23 protein-coding genes and 1 tRNA gene are annotated in these 22,378 nt (G+C 40.8%); 10 read left to right on the forward strand and 14 right to left on the reverse strand.

Annotation, left to right across the window (positions count from 1 at the left end):
* The first annotated feature begins 79 nt into the window (after positions 1-79).
* Genes JWG41_RS06295 through JWG41_RS06310 form a run of 4 tightly spaced genes read left to right on the forward strand, consistent with a single transcriptional unit; the run spans position 80 to position 3,201 of the window.
* Positions 80-811, forward strand: a complete 732-nt coding sequence (locus JWG41_RS06295; protein ID WP_205269084.1) for a FecR domain-containing protein — start codon at positions 80-82, stop codon at positions 809-811.
* 1 nt (position 812) lies between these two features.
* Positions 813-1,733, forward strand: coding sequence for a DUF4384 domain-containing protein (locus JWG41_RS06300; RefSeq protein WP_205269085.1), 921 nt, complete (start codon positions 813-815; stop codon positions 1,731-1,733).
* A gap of 40 nt (positions 1,734-1,773) precedes the next feature.
* Positions 1,774-1,977 carry a hypothetical protein gene (locus JWG41_RS06305; protein ID WP_205269086.1) on the forward strand — a complete coding sequence of 68 codons (204 nt, stop codon included), beginning with the start codon at positions 1,774-1,776 and terminating at the stop codon, positions 1,975-1,977.
* A 3-nt stretch (positions 1,978-1,980) separates the two neighbouring features.
* Entirely contained in the window at positions 1,981-3,201 is a 1,221-nt protein-coding gene (locus JWG41_RS06310) for an LIC_12337 family protein (RefSeq protein ID WP_205269087.1), read from the forward strand.
* Positions 3,202-3,249: 48 nt separating this feature from the next.
* Here JWG41_RS06310 and JWG41_RS06315 read toward each other — a convergent pair whose 3' ends face one another.
* Positions 3,250-4,407, reverse strand: coding sequence for a phosphoesterase (locus JWG41_RS06315; RefSeq protein WP_205269088.1), 1,158 nt, complete (start codon positions 4,405-4,407; stop codon positions 3,250-3,252).
* A gap of 83 nt (positions 4,408-4,490) precedes the next feature.
* On the opposite strand from JWG41_RS06315, the gene JWG41_RS06320 reads away from it, so the two are divergent.
* Complete coding sequence (locus JWG41_RS06320; protein WP_205269089.1) at positions 4,491-5,999, forward strand: ArnT family glycosyltransferase; 1,509 nt, start codon at positions 4,491-4,493, stop codon at positions 5,997-5,999.
* On the opposite strand, the gene JWG41_RS06325 is transcribed toward JWG41_RS06320, so the two are convergent.
* The gene (locus JWG41_RS06325) at positions 5,996-6,400 is read right to left on the reverse strand and encodes a thiol-disulfide oxidoreductase DCC family protein (protein ID WP_205269090.1); all 405 of its coding nucleotides are present in this window, start codon (positions 6,398-6,400) and stop codon (positions 5,996-5,998) included. The two genes, JWG41_RS06320 and JWG41_RS06325, sit on opposite strands and share 4 nt — an antisense overlap.
* Positions 6,401-6,467: 67 nt before the next feature.
* On the opposite strand from JWG41_RS06325, the gene JWG41_RS06330 reads away from it, so the two are divergent.
* Entirely contained in the window at positions 6,468-8,414 is a 1,947-nt protein-coding gene (locus JWG41_RS06330; protein ID WP_205269091.1) for a M3 family metallopeptidase, read from the forward strand.
* Here JWG41_RS06330 and JWG41_RS06335 read toward each other — a convergent pair.
* Entirely contained in the window at positions 8,394-8,954 is a 561-nt protein-coding gene (locus JWG41_RS06335; protein WP_205269092.1) for an SCO family protein, read from the reverse strand. The genes JWG41_RS06330 and JWG41_RS06335 overlap by 21 nt on opposite strands.
* Positions 8,951-9,388 (reverse strand): copper chaperone PCu(A)C, encoded by a 438-nt coding sequence (locus tag JWG41_RS06340; protein ID WP_232373774.1) that lies wholly within the window; start codon positions 9,386-9,388, stop codon positions 8,951-8,953. The genes JWG41_RS06335 and JWG41_RS06340 overlap by 4 nt, the downstream gene beginning before the upstream one ends.
* Positions 9,389-9,398: 10 nt before the next feature.
* On the opposite strand from JWG41_RS06340, the gene JWG41_RS06345 reads away from it, so the two are divergent.
* Complete coding sequence (locus JWG41_RS06345) at positions 9,399-10,418, forward strand: alpha/beta hydrolase (protein ID WP_205269094.1); 1,020 nt, start codon at positions 9,399-9,401, stop codon at positions 10,416-10,418.
* Here the strand turns inward: JWG41_RS06345 and JWG41_RS06350 are convergent.
* Positions 10,398-12,299, reverse strand: coding sequence for a hybrid sensor histidine kinase/response regulator (locus JWG41_RS06350; RefSeq protein WP_205269095.1), 1,902 nt, complete (start codon positions 12,297-12,299; stop codon positions 10,398-10,400). The two genes, JWG41_RS06345 and JWG41_RS06350, sit on opposite strands and share 21 nt — an antisense overlap.
* A 23-nt stretch (positions 12,300-12,322) precedes the next feature.
* On the opposite strand from JWG41_RS06350, the gene JWG41_RS06355 reads away from it, so the two are divergent.
* The 3 genes from JWG41_RS06355 to rktP all read left to right on the forward strand — a co-directional run bounded on the left by JWG41_RS06355 (position 12,323) and on the right by rktP (position 14,481).
* Entirely contained in the window at positions 12,323-12,592 is a 270-nt protein-coding gene (locus JWG41_RS06355) for a Sec-independent protein translocase subunit TatA/TatB (RefSeq protein WP_205269096.1), read from the forward strand.
* Positions 12,593-12,673: 81 nt separating this feature from the next.
* A complete protein-coding gene (gene tatC / locus JWG41_RS06360; RefSeq protein WP_232373776.1) occupies positions 12,674-13,390 on the forward strand; it encodes a twin-arginine translocase subunit TatC in 717 nt (238 codons plus the stop codon).
* Positions 13,387-14,481, forward strand: a complete 1,095-nt coding sequence (gene rktP, locus JWG41_RS06365; RefSeq protein WP_205269098.1) for an Arg-Lys translocation region protein phosphatase RktP — start codon at positions 13,387-13,389, stop codon at positions 14,479-14,481. Before tatC ends, rktP begins: the two co-directional genes overlap by 4 nt.
* Here the strand turns inward: rktP and bla are convergent.
* The 9 genes from bla to JWG41_RS06410 form a co-directional block, all read right to left on the reverse strand.
* Positions 14,458-15,300 carry a subclass B1 metallo-beta-lactamase gene (gene bla, locus JWG41_RS06370; RefSeq protein ID WP_232373777.1) on the reverse strand — a complete coding sequence of 281 codons (843 nt, stop codon included), beginning with the start codon at positions 15,298-15,300 and terminating at the stop codon, positions 14,458-14,460. The genes rktP and bla overlap by 24 nt on opposite strands.
* 94 nt (positions 15,301-15,394) lie before the next feature.
* Positions 15,395-16,675 carry an ATP-dependent Clp protease ATP-binding subunit ClpX gene (clpX, locus tag JWG41_RS06375; RefSeq protein WP_205269099.1) on the reverse strand — a complete coding sequence of 427 codons (1,281 nt, stop codon included), beginning with the start codon at positions 16,673-16,675 and terminating at the stop codon, positions 15,395-15,397.
* Positions 16,676-16,690: 15 nt separating this feature from the next.
* On the reverse strand, positions 16,691-17,293 hold the full coding sequence (gene clpP / locus JWG41_RS06380) for an ATP-dependent Clp endopeptidase proteolytic subunit ClpP (protein WP_205269100.1): 603 nt from the start codon (positions 17,291-17,293) through the stop codon (positions 16,691-16,693).
* A gap of 3 nt (positions 17,294-17,296) precedes the next feature.
* Positions 17,297-18,643 (reverse strand): trigger factor, encoded by a 1,347-nt coding sequence (gene tig / locus JWG41_RS06385; protein WP_205269101.1) that lies wholly within the window; start codon positions 18,641-18,643, stop codon positions 17,297-17,299.
* Positions 18,644-18,705: 62 nt separating this feature from the next.
* A tRNA-Gly gene (locus tag JWG41_RS06390) sits at positions 18,706-18,777 on the reverse strand.
* A 148-nt stretch (positions 18,778-18,925) separates the two neighbouring features.
* Positions 18,926-19,621, reverse strand: a complete 696-nt coding sequence (locus tag JWG41_RS06395) for a TenA family protein (protein WP_205269102.1) — start codon at positions 19,619-19,621, stop codon at positions 18,926-18,928.
* A gap of 16 nt (positions 19,622-19,637) precedes the next feature.
* Complete coding sequence (locus tag JWG41_RS06400; RefSeq protein WP_205269103.1) at positions 19,638-20,297, reverse strand: arylesterase; 660 nt, start codon at positions 20,295-20,297, stop codon at positions 19,638-19,640.
* A gap of 125 nt (positions 20,298-20,422) precedes the next feature.
* Positions 20,423-21,646 (reverse strand): hypothetical protein, encoded by a 1,224-nt coding sequence (locus tag JWG41_RS06405; RefSeq protein ID WP_205269104.1) that lies wholly within the window; start codon positions 21,644-21,646, stop codon positions 20,423-20,425.
* Positions 21,636-22,340 carry an OmpA family protein gene (locus tag JWG41_RS06410; protein ID WP_205269105.1) on the reverse strand — a complete coding sequence of 235 codons (705 nt, stop codon included), beginning with the start codon at positions 22,338-22,340 and terminating at the stop codon, positions 21,636-21,638. Before JWG41_RS06410 ends, JWG41_RS06405 begins: the two co-directional genes overlap by 11 nt.
* Positions 22,341-22,378: the final 38 nt, after the last annotated feature.

The raw sequence follows: 22,378 nt of genomic DNA on the forward strand, positions 1-22,378 counted from the left end.
CTCCTTCGTAGGGGTTTTTCTGATTTTTTTTTTAGTTTTTTTTACTTGTAAGAGGAGAAAGTTCCTTTATAAAAGTTGCATGATTCGATTTATTGCTCCCATTTTGTTTCTTTTTGTAACCTCCACCCTCGTTGCCGACGAAGTGGGGATTATCAGTTTCATCCAAGGAACAAACTACCTATCCGGACCACGTTTTAAAAAAGCAAAGGAGCCGGTAAAGTTAGGTAGTATCCTAAAAAAGGGAGATACGATCACTACTGAAAATGGAACTTGCGAAATCCAATTGGCAACTCAGGCCACCGTTCGTTTGTCCAAATTTTCCTCCGTACAAATCGAAGACCTACTCAACCCTAAATCAAAATCCACCACTTTGAAACTGGTCGGTGGAAAGTTATTTGTAAAGGCTCACAAGCCGGCAACTGGCGTTCCGAGCCAAAACCAACTGAGTGTGGTCAATCCTAGTTTTGTTGCTGGTGTTAGGGGAACCGAGTTCCTTGCTGCTGCCCCCGATCTTGGTGGCGTGGATGAAGACCTAAGTAAGGTGGAAACAGGAGTTTATGTCAATGAAGGAACTGTTGCGGTAAGTCCTGACAAAAAAGGAAAACAAACTCTCGTAGCAGAAAACGAAGAAGTTCTAGTCTCCGGAAAAGATTTGAAAAAACAGATCTTAGATGAATTCGTAAAAGAAAAAATGCGAATCTTTGAAGAATTCAAAGCCATTAAAGAAGAGAACTACCAACGCATCAAAGAACAGTATGAAAAAAATGACCAACTCATGAACGAGTACAAAGGTCAAGGAAAGGTAGATTAGTATGAAACAATTTTTAATCCTATCTTCTATCATCTCCCTTTCTATCTTTTCTTCGGATAAGATAGGAAGACTCCCCGTTTATAAAATTGCGGTAGAGGCAATCTCCCAAACTGAGGACAACATTGCCCTAAGAGATTTTATCAAAGAACAAATCCAATCCACATCCAGGGGAATGGTTACCCTTCCTACTAAGGGAAGAGACACTGATGTTTGGGAATTTGACAAAGAAGGAAATCCTTCACAGAAAACTGTCGTTAATTTACAAAAACTCGTAGGGACAGACAAACTCGTTCTGGTTTCCACGGAAGATGGACAAGCGGTGGTATCGTTTGTCGATGTCCTCCACCAGAAACTAGAATACCGAAACTCTCTTCCTGAAAGCCTCTCCAAAACTTTAGTTTCTGACTTCCTAGGATTTTTGGACAAAAAAAATATCTACCTTGCCCTTTCGGAAACAGGGTCTGGATCCAATTCCCAACTCAAAATCAATTCCCTAAAACCTACTTATGTAGCCGGGGAACCGATTCGTTTCGAAATTGAATCCACAGAAGACAATTATGTATATGTAGTTCTTGTTCCAGAAAATCAAAAAGGGGAACCAGTCCTCCTTTTTCCCAACCAAATCCAAAACGACAATTTTGTTCGCAAAGGCGACAAAGTGACCATTCCTGACAAACGAATTTCGTTCAAAGCGGCATCCTCCCCTTCCAAAGACAGAATCCGCGCATTTGCTTCTCGGGAAGAATGGAAAGAATTCCAACTTCGCGGAAAAACAGGAGATTCGTTTTACAGACTACTACCTCCAGCTGTGACGGGAACAAAAACGTTGGCACGGTCTATGGTAGTGGCGACGAACACACTGACATCTCCTATCGAACAAACTCCTGTCATGGAGTGGGAATACCAAATCCTCTCTCGATAAATTCTTGCAAAAACTTCTCATATCTTTTGTTATAAAAGGTATGAGAACTCTTATCCTTAAACCCATCGCCCTTCTAGGACTCAGTACCCTTCTTGCTTGTTCCTTGTTCGAGAAAGAAGATAACAAAAAAGACGATCTACTCAGTGGTCTTCTCCTATCGGTCTGGGCTTACAACCAAGCTGCTGGTTGCTCTGGACCTAAGTCAGGGTTTACCATCTGTGTTCCGAAGGGGATTGCGGAGTAAATCATGAAAAAGTTTTTATACTCTTTATTATTTTTGGGAGTGAGTCTTCAGGTTGCTGACTTTAACAACCTCACACGTTTGAATCGGGACAAACAACTCGCCACTCTCTTTAGTGAGTCTGTCCATCTAGGAATTGGTTCCGAAAAACTTTGGTCTGCTACCAGTGCGGACAACTGGGGATTTGTGCGCCAATCTGCGACTTGGGCTCGTGGGAATTCAGGGATTATCGATTCTCTCATCCTTGCCTTAAAAAATGCAGGATACTTTAATAATTCCGCTCCAAGAAACGATGTACTCACCAATGTCAATTTAAGTGGTTTTGGTTCAGCAACTCTCACAATCAAAATCAGCACACCGACAGCGGGAATCAGTTCCACAGCTTATACAGGAACCAAAACATTTAACCATTTTTTTGAAATCAAAAAGAGTGGTGCTTCAACACCCTCCTTACAGCTGTTCTTTGATGATCCAGAAACTACCCTAGGAAATGATGGAGCTTTGGTTTATTACCGTTTGGTTGATTTTGGAAATCCTGCTTTTGCCAATGTGGGAGATGTCATCACTGAAAGTTATACAGGAAACGATTCTATCTATGGAACCAAATTCCAAACCTATACCTGGAGAAACGGACCAGAGAATTCCAGTTGGATCAGTAAACATGGTCGCGTAGTTCTAACTGAAGTGGATGCAGGAAGACAACTTTGTTTTCGTTCCGTGGTTCGTTTGACTTTTACTAAACTCAAAGCTGTGAACCCAAGCGGATCTACAAATCTAGACAATCTAAAGACAGCTTGTAATGCAGCCCAAGGGACAGGATCCAGCGATCAAATTTACTATGCCCTTGCTTATATGCAAAAGTTTGATTCTCCTTTCCAAACGACTGCCAAAGCGACTTTCACCATGAGTGCCGCAAGACCAGAAACCATTTGTAATTTGTCTGCAGCTGCAGTGCCCGGGGCACAATTGTCTTATGGAATTTTTAATATCAACGGTTATGTGACAGACCAACTTTCGGCTGCTGCGGTTCCAACGGACTATCCAAGTCCTACGGTCGGTGGGGCTGATTTTATGTCTGTGGATGAAGCTTTCAACCGAACCTATGTAGCCTTTGGTGCCAGTATCAGCGGACAGGCTGGACTTGGGACCGTAAAACAATACGAAACCACTTCCAAAGCCTTTTTAGATGCTTTTGATGGTTCAGACCAAAACCTAACCTTTAAATAAGGTTAGGGAGTTGATTGATTGGAATGGTTGGTGATCTAGCAAGCTAGATCATTCATTAGAATGACTTCTGTAAATTGCGTTGGAGAGGATGGAACCAGTGAGGGCTATCATTTCCAACCGCACATAGGAATCCTTCTCTTGAAAAGTATATTCAGCCTGATTGGTATCGGGATTCACTTGTAAAACTTCTCCCTTTTGTCCAATAAAACGAATTTCCAAATACCGTTCTTTTGCATTCAGTTGGATGGTATTGTTTTTGGTTACCTGAACCCGTGGAACTTTTGGATCCTCAGCACCTTGGAAGAATTTTTTAACACAATAAAAGGAACCGGATTCCAAAGAAGCCAAAACAGATGTTTGGTCTTTCCTTCCTTCTGCAGTCACAATATAACGAAGAAAACTTTCTCCCCTTCGTCCTCTTTGATTCCCTAAAGTTTGGACGATATTCTTCCAAGCGGGTTGGTCAAATCCTTTGATCGAAGTTTCTGAAAAATAATGTAAATCATCACTTGCCATACAATGGACATTCCTTCCTTGGCTAAGAAGAGTATCCAAGATCTTTGGATCATCACCAAACGGTGAGTATACTTCTACGGCTTGGAACCCACCAATCGCCGACATCTCTTCTCTAGAAAAAGAATCAAATAGTTTGGGATGAGGAATGATGACATAACCACCTAACTTTTTCATACGATCCATCACCCAGTTTAGATTTTCACGTGTGGCATAAACCGGAAAATAATCATAAAAGGATTTTTTAATTCCTATCGCAAGGAGATGGCGTTTTTTTATATTTTGTCCCCATTCTAAACCGCGAATGTAATCAGGATTTTCTGTTTCGGAGATTTGTCCATAGTCTGTGATGGCTATGTTAGAAAAACCTTCTCGTTTGTATTCCGATTGGATTTCCGATACAGAATGTCTTTCCGGGGTAAACCAAACTTCATCGGAATGAGCATGTAAGGATATTTTTTCCTGACCCTCTCCAGTCCAATTTTGGTAGGGATTGATAAGGGTTGATCCCTGAAACGGGGATGTGGACAAAACGAGAGTCTTTCTAAGGAGTAATACAACTGCTAGTTGGTAAACAACTAAAATTCCAAGTAAAGGAAGAAGAACGAAAGCATACCGATACTTCCAGAGGGAGGGTCTTAGCACTGTTTGCCTATCTGTGTCGACAATGGGACCGGAAACATTGAAAAGCATACCCAAACTCTACCGATCTTTCTTTCCAATTTGATTCCAGTTTTGTTACAAAATGGATACAAAACCCTGAAGAGAATTCTGCTTTGACAAACCAAGTGGGTTTTCTCTTCCTTGAGACTGTGAAATTCTTATCGGTCCATCGCACCTTCCTCATCCTAGTCTGCATCCTCGTTGTATATTTATTCTATGGGAATTCCTCTCCTCTTGTGGACCAAGATGAGGCTGCCTATGCTGGTTTTTCTCGTTCCATGATGGAGACAGGTGACTATCTAACGATGGACTTTCCTTACTCTACACCGCATAGAAAACCACCACTGCATTTTTGGACGAGCGCCACTTTATTCCAAATCTTTGGGGCTTCGGAATGGGTCTTACGACTCTTTCCAGCTCTTTGTATTTTAGGAACTGCTTTATTAACATACCATCTGACAAACGTTATGTATGGATCAAGAACAGCACTTTATGCTTTTAGTATCTTAAGTTTTTCTTTGTATTTTCCTCTGAACGGAAAAATCGCACTTGTGGATTCTCTTCTAGTCTTTTTTGGAATGGTTGGATATGTTTCTCTCTACCACTGGATCCAATCCCAAAAAAAGAGATTTGTCTTTTTGTTTTGGCTCAGCGTGAGTTTTGGCCTCCTTGTCAAAGGACCACCCATCCTGATTTTTCTTGGAGGAACCTGTGTCCTTCTTTTGAGTGTCAATCAAATCCGATCCCAAATTTGGAAACTGAGTCCATTTCTATGGCTTCCGATCTCCCTACTACCGCTTCTCCTTTGGGGTTATCTTTCTTGGCAAAAAGATAATGGCGAACTCCTTCGTTGGATGTTGGATTGGTATATTTTACGCCGGGCCACAGATCCTGTCTTTGGACAATCAGGCCCACCAGCCACCTATTTAGTGTTATTTGTGATCACTCTCTTCCCTTGGTCTAGAATCTATCTTTCTTTTCTCAATGAAAACGGATGGAAACTCATTGCTTATTTTAAAACCGGGGGACTTTCCCTCTTAAAAAATATCCTCCCCTGGAATTGGAAAGGAGTGGATTCTCATTTCACACCCAAACGATTCCTTCTCGTAGGCCTTGGATTTTCTTGGATCTTTTATGAATGTTTGGCAAGTAAACTCCCGTCCTACCCGCTATCGGCCTATCCCATCCTTGCCATCCTTCTTGGATACCAACTCGCAAGAAAACACAACCAAATTTATATGTACAGGTTGTATCTTACCGTTTCGCTTTTAATGATCGCGGTCATTTCCTTTGTTCTACTCCCAAAGTTTGCCGAGATGCGATTGGATACAAAAAGAGCAGCAAACACGGTTCAAAACCTAGTTCCGCAAAATGCAACCTTACATTCCTTTGGTGCTCATGGAATTCCAAGTTTTGCTTATTATTACCATAGACCCATCCAGGAAATTCTCATAGAAGATCTCCAAACCACCCAAGGATATCTCCTTGTTTCGGAATCTGATTTTCTGACTTGGAAGGCGATTGGACTAGGCTGGGAGATTATAGGAGAGCCTTTACCAATCTATGCTTATGATCGGAATAAAAAATTAACCCTTAGGCTTGTAAAAACAATCAGTCCTTAATCCAAAAATCGTTTTTGGATGTTTGGTGAAGGGATCATACAGGCCTCTGCTTTGCCAAACCATTGGTAGCGGTGTTTGGCGATGAACCTATAGAGGGGATTTCTGAGGAAACGAGGAACAAAATAAAATCCATAAAACAAAAACCAAGGGAAACCTAAGTCCCGAGTGATTTGCAAAACAGCATCGGATTCCAAATACAAAGTTCCCTCTTTCCAAAAGAGGATGCTATCTGGGAGATTCGAATACGAATCTTTAGGCAGAAGAGATTGGAAGGTCTCGGAACCAATGGCAGAAAAGTATATATTTTCTGATTTGTTCCTTTTCAAAAGAAACTGAACCGAACCCATACAGAGATGGCAAACTCCATCAAAGAAAACAATTTTACTTTTTTCCGGTGGCATCCTTTCCCTCTACTTCCAAACTGGCGGAGAACCATTTGAAATCGAGTCTAAATCTATAGAGGCCTTTATGTTTCCTGAATTTCATTCTGAAAATCTTCCCAAAAAAGAATCTACCATTTTAGAGAAAATGGAGTCTAACAAAGACTTCATCCAATCCTTATTAAAAATAGACAAACCAACATTTCAAAATTTTGTAAAACCATACCAACGCATCCAAACTGAGTTGGGTGATCTTGTAACAGAAATCTCTCATCTCAATTCAGTTAAAAATAATGAAGAGAGCCAAACCATCTATAGTAGGCTTTTACCAAAACTAAGCGTTTACTATACGGATCTTGGACAAAACGAAGACATCTTTTCTACTCTTTTAAAAATTCAGGTCTCAGAAACAAATCTAAACCATGAAGCTGCGAAAGTTTTAGAAAATGAAATCCGCGACTTTCGATTGTCAGGAGTTGGTCTTAAACCTGAGACTAAGGATGCACTGAAAGAACTTCGGATAAGACAGTCTGATCTTTCCAATCAATTTTCGCAAAATGTTTTAAACGCAACCAATGCCTTTTCCCTGAAACTTTCGGAAGCGGACGTAACGGGTCTTCCAGAAAGCGAAAAGATTTCTGCGAAACAAGAAGACGGAACCTATCAATTCACATTACATTTCCCATCTTACATTGCTTATATGACCTATGGAGAAAATAGAGAAATTAGAAAAAAACTCTATGATGCTTATTGCACAAGAGCACCAGAAAACGGAAAACTAATGGAAGAGATTTTGGAACTCCGTGATAAAGAAGCAAAACTTCTAGGCTTTCCTACTTTTTCTCATTTGAGTTTGGCCACTAAAGTCGCAGACACTCCCGAACAAGTCATCGAATTCTTGGACCACCTAGCAAAGAAGGCAAAACCTATCGCTGTGCAAGAACTAAACGATATCAAAAGTTATGCCAAAAAGTTAGGCCATACAACTCTGGAGCCATGGGACCTCACTTATTATTCCGAAAAACTCAAAAAAGATTCCTTTTCTTATGATGAAGAGATCTACCGCCCCTACTTAGAAAAAGAAACCGTCATTCTGGGAACCTTTCAATTCCTAGAAAAACTTTTAGGAATCCAGTTCCAACCAGTGGACACTCCTGTTTGGGAACCCTCTGTCCTTTGTTATGATTTAGTTGTGGAAGGAGAAACCAGATCTCGCCTGTATTTGGATTTGGAAGTTAGAACCGAAAAAAAGGGGGGGGCCTGGATGCATAACTGGAAACCCCATTTCCAAGATGAAACTGGTAAAACGGAACTACCTGTTGCTTTTGTTGTCGCAAGTTTCCCAAAAGCTACGGCAACACAACCATCCCTACTTCGACCAAGCGATGTGGTCACCCTATTTCATGAATTAGGTCATGCCCTCCACCACCTTCTCTCTCGTGTGAATGAAGCTTTTGTGAGTGGAGTGAACGGTGTAGAATGGGATGCGGTTGAATTCCCATCCCAATTTTTAGAAAATTTTGCTTACGAACCAAAAGTATTAGAACTTTTCGCCAAACACTACCAGACGAAAGAACCAATTCCCAATTCTTACATTGAAACCATGGTAAAAGCCAAAAACTTTATGTCGGCCATGGGTGTGGTAAGACAGTTAGAATTTGCTAAGTTTGATATGCTCATCCATAAAGAGAAACCAAACGAAGCCCGGGTGCAGGAAATCCTAGACCAGGTGAGAAAAGAGGTCTGTGTGGTATTCCCACCTCAATACAACAAATTCCAAAATTCTTTCACTCATATCTTTGCTGGTGGGTATGCCGCCGGATACTATTCTTACAAATGGGCAGAACTACTTTCCGCAAACGCCTACTATTCGTTTGTTGATCGAGGAGTGTTTGATTTAGAACATGCCGCTCATTTCAGAAAAACTGTTTTAGAAAAAGGTGGATCGGCGAATGCAATGGATCTTTTCCGTGATTTTTATGGAAAAGATCCTGAGATTGAAGCTCTGTTACGCCTAAATGGAATTGCCGCTTAACAGCTGTATTGATTTTGTGATCACTTCTTTAGAATCGGTGGACTTGATTAGTTTTCGAGTCTTCCGATTCTTATCTAAAACATAAATATAAGTCGAATGGTCAAAACTTTGGCCGTCTTCTGTTTTTTCCACATAAGCCGCATATTGTTTTACAATCTGTTTTGTAGTATCAAGAGAAAAGGAAAAGCCCACTGATTGTGGTAAATAAAACCTTACATACTTTGTGACAGTTTCCGGAGAATCTCGCACTGGATCCACAGAAATAAAAACCACTTTGAATTTTGTTTTTTCCAGATCCGACAAAGGTTCTACGGCAGCTTTGATCTTCGCTAGTGTGTTCGGACAAAAATCGGGACAATATGTATATCCGAAAAAAACCAAAAGCACAGGTTCTGGAAACGATTTTAAAGAAACAGACTGTCCCTCTTTGTCTACGGCATCAATGTTTCCACCTATAGGAAGATCTGTGAATTCCAATCCAGAGCCACATCCAAAAAGAAAAAAACCAACTAACAATACTAAGACAAATTTTCGATTCATAATGACCTTTCCTCAACAATCACAGTTCTTTTCTCTCCATTAGAAAACTCAAAATTTAATTCCAAGTCTCCCGAATACTTTAATTTATCGTATAACATCAAATGTTTTCCTGACCGAGTTAGTAGAATGGTATCGTTCCTTTTTAGTTTGATGGGATAATCCATCTTACGCATCCGAACAATTCCAGAAGTTTCTTCTAAAACCGTTTCATGGAAATCGACCGTTTGGTATCCGTTACTCACAACAGCGTTAATTTCTACATCAACTGGATAGGGATTTTGAATTTCTCCATACACGGCGGCAGTTTTTGCTACTTCTGGGACTGGCGTCATCCAGAGTCGGACGGGTTCTGTCGGTTTGTGACAGAAAAGAAACAAATTGGCTTGAATTAGTAACAGAATTCCTGCATTTGTTATATTTATCTTTCGTAACAAGAGAACCTCGATGAGAATAATAATCAAATGGGTGATTGCCATCACTCTCATTCTTTCTTCATTCCTAGTATCCACTTACAACTGGTCTACCGGTGAATACAATTATGATTCCTCTCGTAAATTCGAAAATTTTGATGCCTTCTACCAAAACGAACTCGAGACCAGTGTCAAAGAAAATACAAGACCTAACAACGAAGAACTACTCGTTCGAGTTTCAGAAGAAAAGACACCTATCGTCATTATCTATATACATGGATTTGGTGCGAGTCGAGGGGAAGGAGAAGAAGTCACAAACAAACTCAGTGAATACTTCGGTGCCAATACTTATTATTTAAGATTACCGGGACATGGAACCAATGTAGAAGACCATCTCAACACCAATTTCCAAAAGTATCTACAAGATGCAGAAGACAGTTTGATTTATGCAAGAGAACTGGGAGAGAAAACTGTGCTCGTGGGAACGAGTATGGGAGGAAATATCGCAACCTATTTGGCGACGAAACATCCCGATCTTGTGGACTCACTGGTTCTTGCCTCACCCTTTTATGATTTTGATGATCCGAGTGCTCATATCTTTCGATTCCACTGGGGAAAATCTTTTATCAATGCCATCAAAGGGGAAATTAGAATTTCTAAAACTGATCCAAGAGATGAATCGGCCAAGTATTGGTATTTAGACCAATACTATGCAGCAGTCCAAAACATTTTAGATTTAAAACGCTTTATGGACAAAGAAAATCCTTACCCAAAGATTACGGCACCCACCTTACTCATGTACTACTACAAATCAGAAAGAGAACATGACTTTGTGGCCTCTGTTCCTGCGATGTTAAAAGTATATGATGCCATCCAAACAGGAACAAATCCCAACCCTAAAAACAAAATTCTAAAAATTGAAAACGGATCTCATGTTTTACTTTCTAAGTATGTAAAAACAGATAAGGATTTAATCGAAAAAGAACTCATTCAATTTATAAAGGATAGCACGGGAGCCGAGGAAGTTAAAAAATCAAAGAAATCCAAACGATAACAAAATCGTTTCATAAAGTTCATCGACGGATATTGGTTTAGAACGAACCAATATCCCTTCGTTGTCCAATTCCTCAGAATCAAGCCCATCCATATTTCCCGTATACAAAACAGAAGAAAGATCAGGATTTACTTTTTTGATCTTACGAATGAGAGCAAGGCCATTCATCTCTCGCATTCGGTAGTCCGATAAAATAAAATCGGGAACTTTGGTCTTTAGATGATCCAATGCTGCAGAAGCGCTCCGAAAGACCTTGGGTATCACTTGTTTTTGAGAAAGGACAAAACAAATGGCTTCACTTGCGGCTTCGTCATCTTCCACAATCCAGATTTCTTTTTTGATAATCTCAGACCAAACATCCTTAGGGTTATAACCTTGGGGTGATTTAGGTATTCCAAATACAATCTGCCCCTCTTCCAAAGGTAGAAAGATATGAATGAGAACTGTCATTGGTTCTGGTTTTTCTATATAGAACTCACCACCCCAGTTTTTCACATAACGATTGATTAGGTGCATCCCAGCCCACTGGAATTCTTCATCCCCAAAATTCACAAAATCAAGTGTATTGAGCCCAGAAAGGCTCGGTAAAGAAAGCCCAGAAAATTCTACAGAAACTAAAAGTTTGAATTCGTCGACCGGGGAAGTTTTGATCTGAACGAGGCCCCGTTTCCTATCATCCCAAACAAGTAATCCACCGGAAGTCAACTCACAGAGAATTTTAGAAAACCGAACCGCATCTAACTTCGTATAAAGGGGAGATTTATGAAAATCGAATTGAGCTTCGACATTTTTTGGTAACCCCGCGTTCACAAGGGGAATGGTAGATTCTACAACCGAGGATATTTCCACTTTGGCCGCAGAATTTTCGTCTTTTACCTTAGAGTATTTGATGATTCGGTGGATCATGGAACGGGCATTATCGGCACCCATTCTAATTTTCCCCAAATACTCTAAAATTCTATTTTGATCAAAGGTCCCTGATTGAATTTGCTCCTCACCTAACTGAGAAAATACGTGTATTGGCTGGAGATAATTATTTAAATCGTGGGCGATGTTTGTTGCCAAACTTCCGATGGTTTCCATTTTTTGGGAATGTAACTGGTAGGATTCCAATTGTTTTTTTTCGGTAACATCATCCAAAAACACATAATAAAAATCCGGTTTTCCTTGTGAGTTCCTAAAAGCACTGATCCGGCGATAAACATTGATTCGGCGACCATCCTTTCTCGTTAACCTAGACTCTTCAGCCCCTTCTTTAAAAAAACCAAAGTATTCCATTTCCTCTTCGGATACGGGTTCGCCTTTAATCCGTTTGATATTCAAATCCGTTAAATTTTGAAAACTATATCCTGTGATTTCTGTAAATCTAGGATTCACACGGAAGTATCCACCTTCCCAGTCTTGTAAGGCCATACCAACGGAGGCATTTTCAAAAAGTCCGAGAAAAAATTGAATTTGTTCTACAATATTAATTTCGTTTGTTTTTTCATTGGTCACATCACGAACAAAAACAATTTGAAGTGGGGAATCCATATTCGGAATGTTTACTTTTCTTTTTTCAAATTGAAACCACCGAACTAAAATTTCATTCGGCATACGAAACCGGTAGTCTCCTTGGATGGTATCGCGATCAAAATGTTTATTCGGAGAAAGAAAATAGTCTCGAAAATTAACCTGATCTTCTTCAGCGACCCATTGTAAAAGTTCGGATTCCAAACATTCCCCAATGGTTTTATGACAACCCAAATTGTTTTTAAAAAAATCGTTCGAAAATAAAATCTGACCGGTTTTTGGATCTGTTAGATACACTCCACCGGAAAATAGATTGGGCAAGACCTTAAAGAATTCTATCATTCCGCTTGCTTCTAGATTCGTTTGCATAACTCTTGCCTTAAGAGGGAAATATGCCATCCAATCCGTTTTCTTTTCAAGCACCTATTGCTTTTTTTAATTTGGGACCTTGGGAGATTGCACTCATCGTCTTCTTAGCGTTACTTTTTTTTGGTGGAAAACGCCTACCAAGCCTTGCCAAAGATTTGGGTTCCGGAATCAAAGAATTTCGTAAATCCCTAACTGGCGGGGAAGACGAACCATCCCAAACGAGTTTCCCACAGGAAGAACCTAAATCGTCTTCCCAATCTGCTTCCAAATCCGGTAAAAAGAAAAAAGCTTAAAAGACCGCAACCTTGGCTGGGAAAAAGAGAACTGCACTTCCACTTCCGCCGCCGGAGGATTCCGAAACCAGGGAAAAGTATATGTCCCTGGGGGATCATTTAGAGGAACTCCGCCAAAGATTGATTTATTCCATCTTGGTGGTCTCGGTCTTTATGATCGCCACTTTGTATTTCGGAAGTGAGATCCATAGTTTACTCATCCAACCCTACAAATCCGTTCTAGGCCCAGATGCCCATTTCTTTCAGATCCAGCTCATGGCTCCGTTTCTGATCTATCTCAAAACTTCCTTCATTCTTTCGGTCCTTGTTTCTTTGCCGTTCTTACTCTACATCCTTTGGGGTTTTGTGGCACCAGCTGTGGACACTCGCACAGAAAAATGGGGAAAGTTCATCATCCTTTTTTCTACCTTACTTTTTTGGTCAGGCCTTGCCCTTTGTTGGTTCACAGTTTTTGAAAATTTCCTCCGTGTCTTTCTTGTGGTTCTCAGACCCGATGGAGTGGATCCCTATTTACCGATTGACGAATATTATGATTTGTTTTTCAATTTGCACCTAGTGTTTGGAGCCTCTTTTCAATTACCCATTGTTCTGATTTTACTTGGGCGGATCGGAATCCTTTCTTCTCGTTTTCTGATTTCTAGATGGAGGGAAGCAGTGCTCATCATAGCGGTTGTGTCTGCGGTTCTATCCCCTGGACCCGATGTATTTTCTATGTTGATGTTACTGGTTCCTCTTAGTTTTCTATTTTTCCTTTCTGCCCTTGTTATGAAAGTATTGGAAACTACAGATCGCAAATGAGTTATCGAGTTAAACTTCCCGTTCTCCTGGGAATCATTAGTTTTTTATTCTTTTCCATTCATTTTTTATTTGCAGAATTTACATTCACACATTGGCAAAATCCCAAAGGGGAAAACACACTTAACTTCAATTTGGTGGGAATTTACTCATCCTTTGTATTTTCACTCATCACAGGATTTTTGCTTTATTATTTCCTTGGATTTTTATACCAATACATCCTCCATGTAATCGCTCATATCCAGGACAGTGAACTTCCGAAAGATATTCGTAACTTAAATCCCGAATCAGACGAATACAAAATTTATAAATCCGTTCGTTTTACCCTTCTCCAAGGAGATGAAAGTCTCGGTGAAGAACAATTTGAAAACAAATTCGATTGGAAAACAAACCAAGCAGCATCCGTAAACAAACAAATCCCAGACATTCAGATCCCGAAAATTCCCGGATTTGATGTTTCAGTATTCCCATCAGTGATGCGTTATGCGGGAGCCGACTACATTCGTATCGTAAGAGCCAAAGATGGAATTTTTGGAATCCTTGCGGGACATATGGAGCCGGGAATTTTAGAATCTTCTGAAAAGGTTTTTATTCACGGGATTGTTTCTTCTTTTGGAGATGGTCTTTTTTCTACAGAAGAAATGTTGGAAAAACTAAAAATTGCTCTCCATCAGTTTACATTTTTGAAATTAAAAATTTCTGCCTTTGTAATCCAAAACAAAGAAGATAAGATGTCCTTTCTCCACTATATGGACATGCCCATCTTTCAATTTTCGGATCATGGAATCCAAGTAATTGAAGGAAGTGGAGACGACCATTGGTATCCCAACCACAAACACCCACTTTCCATTGCTGATGGGATTGAGATTGGTGATTATTTGGTTTGGGCCAGTGACAGAACTCTCACCCAGTTTGGGCTGACTTCTTTTGAAATTATGGAAGAGTTTGTAGATTATCTTTTGGATTTAAGACCAAGTTCTCCTAGACAGATGTTACTTGCGATTGCCAAAAAAATGAGTGCCCTCGGAGCCGAAAGAAACCTCACAAACCCGATGGAAAAACTTTCTATCTTAGTGGTTCGTCGAAACAAGTAAACGAATCGTATGGCGTAGTAAATCAAGTTTCCCCCAATCTCCATGCCCAGGAACCACAACTTCCGCATCTGGGTAACGTGCGAGAACCTTCTTCACTGAATTTTCCCATTCCCCAAGGTTTGCTTCTTTAATATAACCTAGATCTTTGGCATCAAGGGCCTTCACAAGACAACCTCCAAAGAGAATATGAGTTTCTGGGAGCCAAACCACGATATTGTCCACAGAATGCCCATGGCCAGGATAGAACACTTCGATCCACTGGTTTCCGGCAGCAAGCCTTGTTTGGATGTCAAGGATTGGATTTGGGTTTCCAAACCCTCTCTCCTTTGCTAGTTTTGCTGTGAGACCTGTGCTATAAACCGGAATGTTTCTGTTTTGAAAAGAAGGGACTCCCGACATACGGTCGTTATGTGCATGTGTCACAATCAAATAAAGAATCTCTTTTTGGAATCGGGATTGGATATCCAGAAACAACTCTTCGGTTTGGGATTCTGTCCAAGGAGTATCGATGACAACCGCACCTTTATTGGTTAGTATCACAAGCCCATTGGCCGGATAAACCTGTCCCCCAGACTCACCATAACTTCGATGCATCCAAACCGTTTCTTTGATTTTGATCCACTCGAGATGGTTTGTTTTTTGTGGCTCCATCTCTGGTGATTCGGCTACGGGAGCGGATGTGGGACCAGAGTCTTTTTGCAGATGGCAATGGGAAAATGAAAATTCAATACAGAAACTGAGAAGCAAAACAAAAAATCGAATCTGAGTTTGCAGAGAAGGAAAGATTTCTGTGTATTTTGTTTGAGCAGAATCCATCATGGCACCCCTAAAAAACAAAAACCTATCTGGTAAGATAGGTTCTCTTTCGTTTCTCTAGATCCAAATTTTGAATCCAGAGAATGTAAATGGAACTTTAAGCGATCTTTTCGATATCACCTTTTAAGATGGTGATCGGAGCTTCTTTTTTAAGAACGGTTTCATCGGTCACAACCACTTCCAATACATCTTTACGAGATGGAATTTGGAACATGAGCTCCATCATAATCTCTTCTACAATCGCACGTAAACCACGAGCTCCACTTTCGCGTTTGATTGCGGTTTGAGCAATGGCTTCAATCGCAGATTCAGTGAACTTGAGTTTTACATTCTCAATATCAAACATCTTTTGATATTGTTTGAGAAGAGAATTTTTTGGTTCTGTAAAAATAGATTTTAAACTTTCGATGGTGAGTTCATCCAGAGTGGCAATGATCGGAAGTCGTCCAATGAATTCTGGAATGAGGCCAAACTTCATTAGGTCATCTGGAATCACATGGTGGACCACAGATTCCCCTTCTTCGATTTTGCGACCCTTATCGTTTACAATTTCATTGGAATGAAAACCAATCGATTTTACACCAACTCGTTGTTTGATGATGTCACTTAAGCCCACAAACGCTCCCCCACAAATGAAGAGAATGTTTTTGGTTTCGACGGGAATGTATTCCTGGTGAGGGTGTTTTCTTCCGCCTTGTGGTGGAACATTGGCAACAGTCCCTTCAATGATTTTTAGGAGTGCTTGTTGTACCCCTTCTCCACTCACATCGCGTGTGATGGAAGCGGAGTCAGACTTACGAGAGATTTTATCAATTTCGTCGATGTAGATGATTCCCATCTCCGCACGTTTCACATCGTTGTCAGCGTTTTGGATGAGCTTGAGAATGATGTTTTCCACATCCTCTCCCACATAACCCGCTTCCGTAAGAGCCGTTGCATCTACGATAGCAAAAGGAACTTTTAGAATCCGAGCAAGTGTTTGTGCAAGGAGGGTCTTTCCAGAACCTGTAGGACCAATGAGCATGATATTGGATTTTTCCAATTCAACATCTCCCGCCTTACGTTCGTTATGAAAGATTCTTTTGTAATGATTGTAAACAGCAACAGCCAAAGCTTTTTTGGCTTGTTCTTGTCCAATCACATACTGGTCTAAGATTTTTTTGATTTCTGTTGGTTTTGGGATATCACCCACAATGGCGGTCTTTTCACCACCTTGCGGCTCTTCTGCGATGATTTCATTACATAAAGAAATACATTCATCACAAATATAAACACCAGGACCTGCGACAAGCCTTCTTACTTCGTCTTGGGCCTTTCCGCAAAAAGAACAATGTAATTTTTCTCTGGGATTTCCCGTTTGGCTTGCACGTTTGGTCATGGAGTTAGCCCCCCTTTAGGCTTGTGGCATCTGTTTGCGTTCTTGGATGACGTTGTCGATGATTCCGTATTCTTTGGCTTCATCGGAACTCATGAAAAAATTTCGTTCCGTGTCTTTTCGGATCTGGTCAGAAGTTTTTCCTGTGTGCCTTCCATAAAGATCGATGAGTTTGTCTTTGATCTTTATGATTTCTTTTGCCGAGATTTCGATATCGGAAGCTTGTCCACCGGCTCCACCATAAGGTTGGTGTAACATAATTCTAGAGTTAGGAAGTGCCGAACGTTTTCCTTTGGCGCCGCCCGCAAGTAGAAGTGCCGCCATGGAAGACGCTTGTCCAATACAAAGGGTTCTCACTTCAGGTTTGATGAGTTGCATAGTGTCGTAAATGGCAAGGCCAGAACTCACATACCCACCAGGGCTATTGATATAAAGATAAATGTCGCGATCTGGATTCTCCGCTTCCAAAAACAAAAGTTGTGCCGAAATGACATTGGCATAAGTTTCGTCGATGGCAGATCCAAGGAAAATGATCCGATCTTTCAAAAGCCGTGAAAAAATGTCGTATTGGCGTTCGCCACGGCTTGTTTGTTCAATTACATAAGGCATAAGTGTAGACATAGTTTACTCTTCTTTCCCGCTGAGAATTTTCTCTGCTTCTTCCGTTGAAATAGTCTTAGGCGACTTCTTTTCTACCTCAGCGTATACAAATTCGTCGATTTTATCAAACAGGAATTTGTCACGGTAGAAGGTTTCCGCCCTTTGCTTTTGGACTTCTTTTTTCAGAGTTTCGGCAGTAATTCCTTGTTGGGTTGCCTCTTTTTCGTATCCGGCCTCGACTTCTTCGTCAGAAATCTGGATTTTGTGGTCTTCCGCGATTTTCTGCTTCAAAATGTAGGTTTGGATGCGTTTTTCCGCCGCTTTGGAGAAGGATTCTCGGACTTCTTTTTCTTCCTTGTTCAGACGTTTTGCGTAGTCGGCAAGGCTCGTCACAGGAAGGCCAAATTCACGCATGAAGTTTTGGAAAACTGTTTCTGTTTCTTCATAAATCAAAGATTCAGGAATGATGAATTTGGATTCTTTGATGATTTCGTTATACGCATCATCAGTCGCACGTTTTGTGAGTGCGTTTGCGAAAATTTCCAATAATTGTTTTTTGGTTTTTTCTTTTAACTCTTGTAAGTTGGCAGATCCATCCACTTCTGATGCGAAGTCATCATTGATGTCTGGATAAGTTACTTTGTAAACAGCAGAAACTGTCACAGTGTAAGTAATTGTTTTTCCAGCAGATTCAGGGGACTGGGGATAAGAGTCAGGATAAGTAAAAGAAAACTCTTTGGTTTCGTTTAGTTTCATACCAAGAAGATTGGTTTCGAAACCAGGAGGATTTTGCGGAGCTCCCATTTGGAATTTTCCCACTTGGCCTTGTTCCGGGTATTCTTTCCCATCTTCTTTAAACTTATAATTGATTTCTAAAAGATCTGCAGATTCTACTGGTTCGCCCTCTTCTTTCAAAGAGTTACGAGCCATATTTTTTTGGATTCCTTCCAATTCTTTTTGGATATCTGCATCAGAAACTTTAATTTCTTTGGGTTGGATTTTGATCTTCTTTAACTTTGGTAAGGTGACTTCTGGTTTGGTGTCGTAAGTTGCTTTGGCTTTAGCACCAGTATTTTTATCAAAAGTTTCCATTTGGAACTGTGGCAAACGAATTGGTTTGTGTTCCAATTTATCAAAAAGATCTGCCATGGCTTGGTTTAGCATAATGTTGGCTGCATCATCCATAACCGAATCACCGAGAACCTTTTCGACCATATTGAGTGGTGCTTTTCCGGGACGAAAACCGGGGATTTTTACTTTCTCAGATGCATTTTTGTAAGCCTTAGAGTAGGCAGTGCGGACTTCTTCAGCGCTAAATTGAATGCTGAGGTCGCAGGAAGCGTTGTTATTTTTTTTAGCCGTAAATTCCATCGTATTATATCCAGTGTAAAAAAAGAGAGTGTAGTGGAAAGAAAAAGAAGCGTACCTTCATTAGCGGGAAACGGGACTTGAACCCGCGACCCTCTCCTTGGCAAGGAGATGCTCTACCGCTGAGCTATTCCCGCAGAAGGTTTGTGAAACCATCATTTGGAATCAGGACAAATCGGCAAGGAAAAAAGACGAAAATTGCGGAGGAAATTCGGAGGTTATGGGCGAATCCGCCACCCCCAAATTCCTATTACATAGAAAACTTACCTACCAACTAATAGTAGTTTAACGAGAAGGCCAAGTTTGTTCTGTCCAGGCTTGTTCCCAAAACATCCATTCGTAATTACAACTTTGTTGGAATGCGGCAACGGCTCTTTTTTTAGAATCCTCATCGGCGAGATCTGCATACTTTTGCAAACGAGCCAAAAGATTTGTCATATATTCATTAAACCCAGGATCAGAATACATGAGAAGCCAAGAGGCATAAGGATGATCGTCGGGGATGGCACCTTTTTCTTTCAATAGATGTTGGCCGAGATCAATGTAGAGCCAAGGACAAGGGGCAATGGCGGCAAATCCTTCTACCACCGAACCTTTCACAACAGAGGCGATCATATGGTTTTGGTAAGCTAAATTGTTCGGCGTGGATTCTGTTTCCGCAATGGTCTTGGCATCATAACCCAAAGTCTTTCCATAGCCCATATGAAGTTGGCTTTCCACAACAAGGGCCATCCTTGCGGCATCGATTAACCAAAGTTTGTCATCGGGATCAGTGACTCTTGTGGATAGAATGGCACAGGCATCCGAAAAGGATTCCAAATACTTAGCATCTTGGATTTGGTAAAACCGAAAGATTTTTGGATCGAGAGATCCGTCGGCAAGAGCGCGAACAAAGGGATGAGAAAACGAGGCACCAAAGGATTGTTTCGCGGACGATTTACAACGTTCGGCAAAACTAGGAATGGGAAAGGGACTAGTCATTTTGACTCCAGAGAAATTATTTTACGAGTAAGGGTTTGAGATAAGGATACACAGTGTCCGCCACTAATTTATGTCCGGCTTCTGTGGGATGGATTCCATCCTTTTGGTTGAGTTTACGAATGGAAGCCACTTTTTCCAAAATAAAAGGCACAAGCGGGACATCCTCTTCTTTTGCCAGTTCTGGATATAAAGAATTAAAGGCGGTCGCAAATTTTTTCCCCATATTCGGTGTGGCATACATTCCCACTAACAATATTTTGGTGGATGGGTATTGGGATTTGATTTGGCGAATCATAGAACGAAGATTTTCTTTGGTCACCGTGGGACTGATTCCCCGTAACATATCATTAGCACCTAACTCGAGAACAAAGATGGAGGGTTTTTCCGCTAAAACCCATTCCAATCTTCCAAGACCGCCACTAGTGGTATCTCCAGAGACACCGGCGTTTGTCATTTGGTAAGAATACCCTTCGGCATTGATTCGTTTGGTGAGAACATGAGGCCAAGCATCCTCAAAATCAAGAAGCCCATGACCCGCCGTAAGCGAATCACCAAAATAAATGATCCGCTTAGTTCCATTCGATTCTTGGACGGCAGTGGAACTTGGATTCGTTTGGTCGGAAGAATTCCCACAAGCGAGGGCTAGGAATAAACTAATAAAAATAATGTACGGCATCAATCATTAGATTGTTTGTAAAGGATACAAATCAAACATTTTTAACGCCGGAAATAGGCAGGCTCTTTTAGTCCATGGGCCACAGGTCTTTGCGTGGATCCAGGCATCAGACGAAAAGAGAAGGTTTAGTAAATCTTATCGGCGTCGTAGAAAAAGGAGACTCCCGGCATGATGTAAAATTCGGTAATCGTGTGTTTGATGGAACCGGACATTTCCGAAAATCCAATATAAACACTTCGTGCCGAATAATCACTTCTCGGAACATTCCCGACCGTATCACCTAAATAAGATTCGTAAGTTCTTTTGACATCTTGGCGGATCATACCAATATCCAAGGTAAATCGGCAGTATTGAAAGGAAGTTTCGAGATTGATGATGGTTCCCTTGTCTCTTACCTTTCCCCCATAAGCCGGAACCACAGCATTTAGGTGAGAACTTCCATCGGCAAAAGCTTCTTGCATGATTTGAGAACCTAACACCGAAAAATTTCCCTTCCGATCGAGTAGTTCCACACGGGCACGAAGTTCCCACCAATCACGCAGTTTGAACTTCGTAAAGATCCCCGGCAAAATCCCTCTCATGGAATATTCTGCGTTGGCATCTCCTCCAATCGACCAAGTGACTTTGTTCGGAACAGAAGCCTCAGGTCTACTTGTAGAATAAGATCCATAGGATATATTATTTCTCTCCGTATAACGGTGGAAATTGATGGAAGGCCCAATCATAAAAATTTTGGAAAAAGGATGGGTGTAAGAAAAGCGTAAGTGTTGGCTCACACCTTCAAATCGAAGCAAACGATTTCCTTCAAAGGAACTGGCCCAATACGTATCCGTTCTTGGAGAAAAAAAGTTATTGGAGGCAGGAAGGTCGCGGCTATACACACCAAGCGAAGTGTCTTCTGCAAACTGGATTTCGAATTTATTTTTATAACCGTACCGAATGTCCCAAAACTGAGAATTCACACCCAGGTCTTTGGCTGGTTTATAAGGAATCGAAAGAGGGGCACCAGGTTCTGAGATTTGACGAAAGAGAGAATTTTGAAACCAAGCAGGTCCTGTTTCATTTAGGATCGCAGGGGATAATTTTCCAATCCCCCAACCACCACGTAACATCAAACGATGTTCATACACTTGGTTGAAAATATCCATCCGAGTTTTATTATCTTCTCGGTCTTCCAATGGAATAGAAGTTTTGGTTGCGGTATCTGATCCTTCTTGTTTTACCTCAGGACTTGGTCCTTCTTTCGGAGTTTCTTCTGCAGATAAAGAAACAAAGGAAACAAATAGAAATAAAATAAAAACAATACGAATGGATTTTAAAAGGTAAAGGTTTTTCTTGTTAGTAAACAATGCGAACCGTCCCTACATAAATTTCTGTTCTACGGTTTTTCTTTTCTGCAAGCATCGTATCTACGATTTTGTGTAAATCAGCGAAACCATCCACTTCCTTAAAACGTGCTTCAACAATTCTGTGAATCAGCTTTAATTCAAGTTTTACGGATTGAGAACGTTCCTTACTAAGTTTGAGATTCATTGAGAATGCACCCACACTATCTGTGTGTCCACCAATACGACAATTGGTTTCAGGGTATGCTTCCATAGCGTCCCCAACTTTGGCGATGAGTTCTTTTGCTTTTGGAGTGAGAGTGGATTTTCCAGATGGGAAAGCTACGTCCCCATCGATCACAATTAAAAGTTCTCGTAACCTTTTTTCATCGTCTTCGATTCGTTTGAGTTCGACCCCTTTTCCAACAAGACTTCCTCCCACTTCTTCAAATGGAGTTCCAGAGTGTTCGAAATCATTGCGAAGACCTTTATATAATTTCTCCAAATATTCGGAAGTTCCCATTTTATCCAAAGAACCTTCGGGTAAACTCCCCAAATAGTCACCGGCTTTCTCCTCTTTAGGAGTGACACATCCGCAAAATTTTTGAAAAGCAACTGAATCCTTCCAGTCTTGTTTTATAATACTATTACAATTGATAACAAATAACAAAAGGAAGGTGGAATGGATTAGGATTGATAAGGGTATTCTTTTACGCATAAAGCCAACAATCCTTATAATTCGAAGCAACTGCTGAA

The organism is Leptospira chreensis, from assembly GCF_016919165.1.
Classification (GTDB): domain Bacteria; phylum Spirochaetota; class Leptospiria; order Leptospirales; family Leptospiraceae; genus Leptospira_A; species Leptospira_A chreensis.

Bases quoted from the DNA above. Each gene is read 5' to 3' on its own strand.
- JWG41_RS06295 (WP_205269084.1), top strand. From the start codon at position 80: ATGATTCGATTTATTGCTCCCATTTTGTTTCTTTTTGTAACCTCCACC.
- JWG41_RS06300 (WP_205269085.1), top strand. From the start codon at position 813: ATGAAACAATTTTTAATCCTATCTTCTATCATCTCCCTTTCTATCTTT.
- JWG41_RS06305 (WP_205269086.1), top strand. From the start codon at position 1,774: ATGAGAACTCTTATCCTTAAACCCATCGCCCTTCTAGGACTCAGTACC.
- JWG41_RS06310 (WP_205269087.1), top strand. From the start codon at position 1,981: ATGAAAAAGTTTTTATACTCTTTATTATTTTTGGGAGTGAGTCTTCAG.
- JWG41_RS06315 (WP_205269088.1), bottom strand. From the start codon at position 4,407: ATGCTTTTCAATGTTTCCGGTCCCATTGTCGACACAGATAGGCAAACA.
- JWG41_RS06325 (WP_205269090.1), bottom strand. From the start codon at position 6,400: ATGCCACCGGAAAAAAGTAAAATTGTTTTCTTTGATGGAGTTTGCCAT.
- JWG41_RS06330 (WP_205269091.1), top strand. From the start codon at position 6,468: ATGTTTCCTGAATTTCATTCTGAAAATCTTCCCAAAAAAGAATCTACC.
- JWG41_RS06335 (WP_205269092.1), bottom strand. From the start codon at position 8,954: ATGAATCGAAAATTTGTCTTAGTATTGTTAGTTGGTTTTTTTCTTTTT.
- JWG41_RS06345 (WP_205269094.1), top strand. From the start codon at position 9,399: ATGAGAATAATAATCAAATGGGTGATTGCCATCACTCTCATTCTTTCT.
- JWG41_RS06350 (WP_205269095.1), bottom strand. From the start codon at position 12,299: ATGCAAACGAATCTAGAAGCAAGCGGAATGATAGAATTCTTTAAGGTC.
- JWG41_RS06355 (WP_205269096.1), top strand. From the start codon at position 12,323: ATGCCATCCAATCCGTTTTCTTTTCAAGCACCTATTGCTTTTTTTAAT.
- tatC (WP_232373776.1), top strand. From the start codon at position 12,674: ATGTCCCTGGGGGATCATTTAGAGGAACTCCGCCAAAGATTGATTTAT.
- rktP (WP_205269098.1), top strand. From the start codon at position 13,387: ATGAGTTATCGAGTTAAACTTCCCGTTCTCCTGGGAATCATTAGTTTT.
- bla (WP_232373777.1), bottom strand. From the start codon at position 15,300: ATGATGGATTCTGCTCAAACAAAATACACAGAAATCTTTCCTTCTCTG.
- clpX (WP_205269099.1), bottom strand. From the start codon at position 16,675: ATGACCAAACGTGCAAGCCAAACGGGAAATCCCAGAGAAAAATTACAT.
- clpP (WP_205269100.1), bottom strand. From the start codon at position 17,293: ATGTCTACACTTATGCCTTATGTAATTGAACAAACAAGCCGTGGCGAA.
- tig (WP_205269101.1), bottom strand. From the start codon at position 18,643: ATGGAATTTACGGCTAAAAAAAATAACAACGCTTCCTGCGACCTCAGC.
- JWG41_RS06395 (WP_205269102.1), bottom strand. From the start codon at position 19,621: ATGACTAGTCCCTTTCCCATTCCTAGTTTTGCCGAACGTTGTAAATCG.
- JWG41_RS06400 (WP_205269103.1), bottom strand. From the start codon at position 20,297: ATGCCGTACATTATTTTTATTAGTTTATTCCTAGCCCTCGCTTGTGGG.
- JWG41_RS06410 (WP_205269105.1), bottom strand. From the start codon at position 22,340: ATGCGTAAAAGAATACCCTTATCAATCCTAATCCATTCCACCTTCCTT.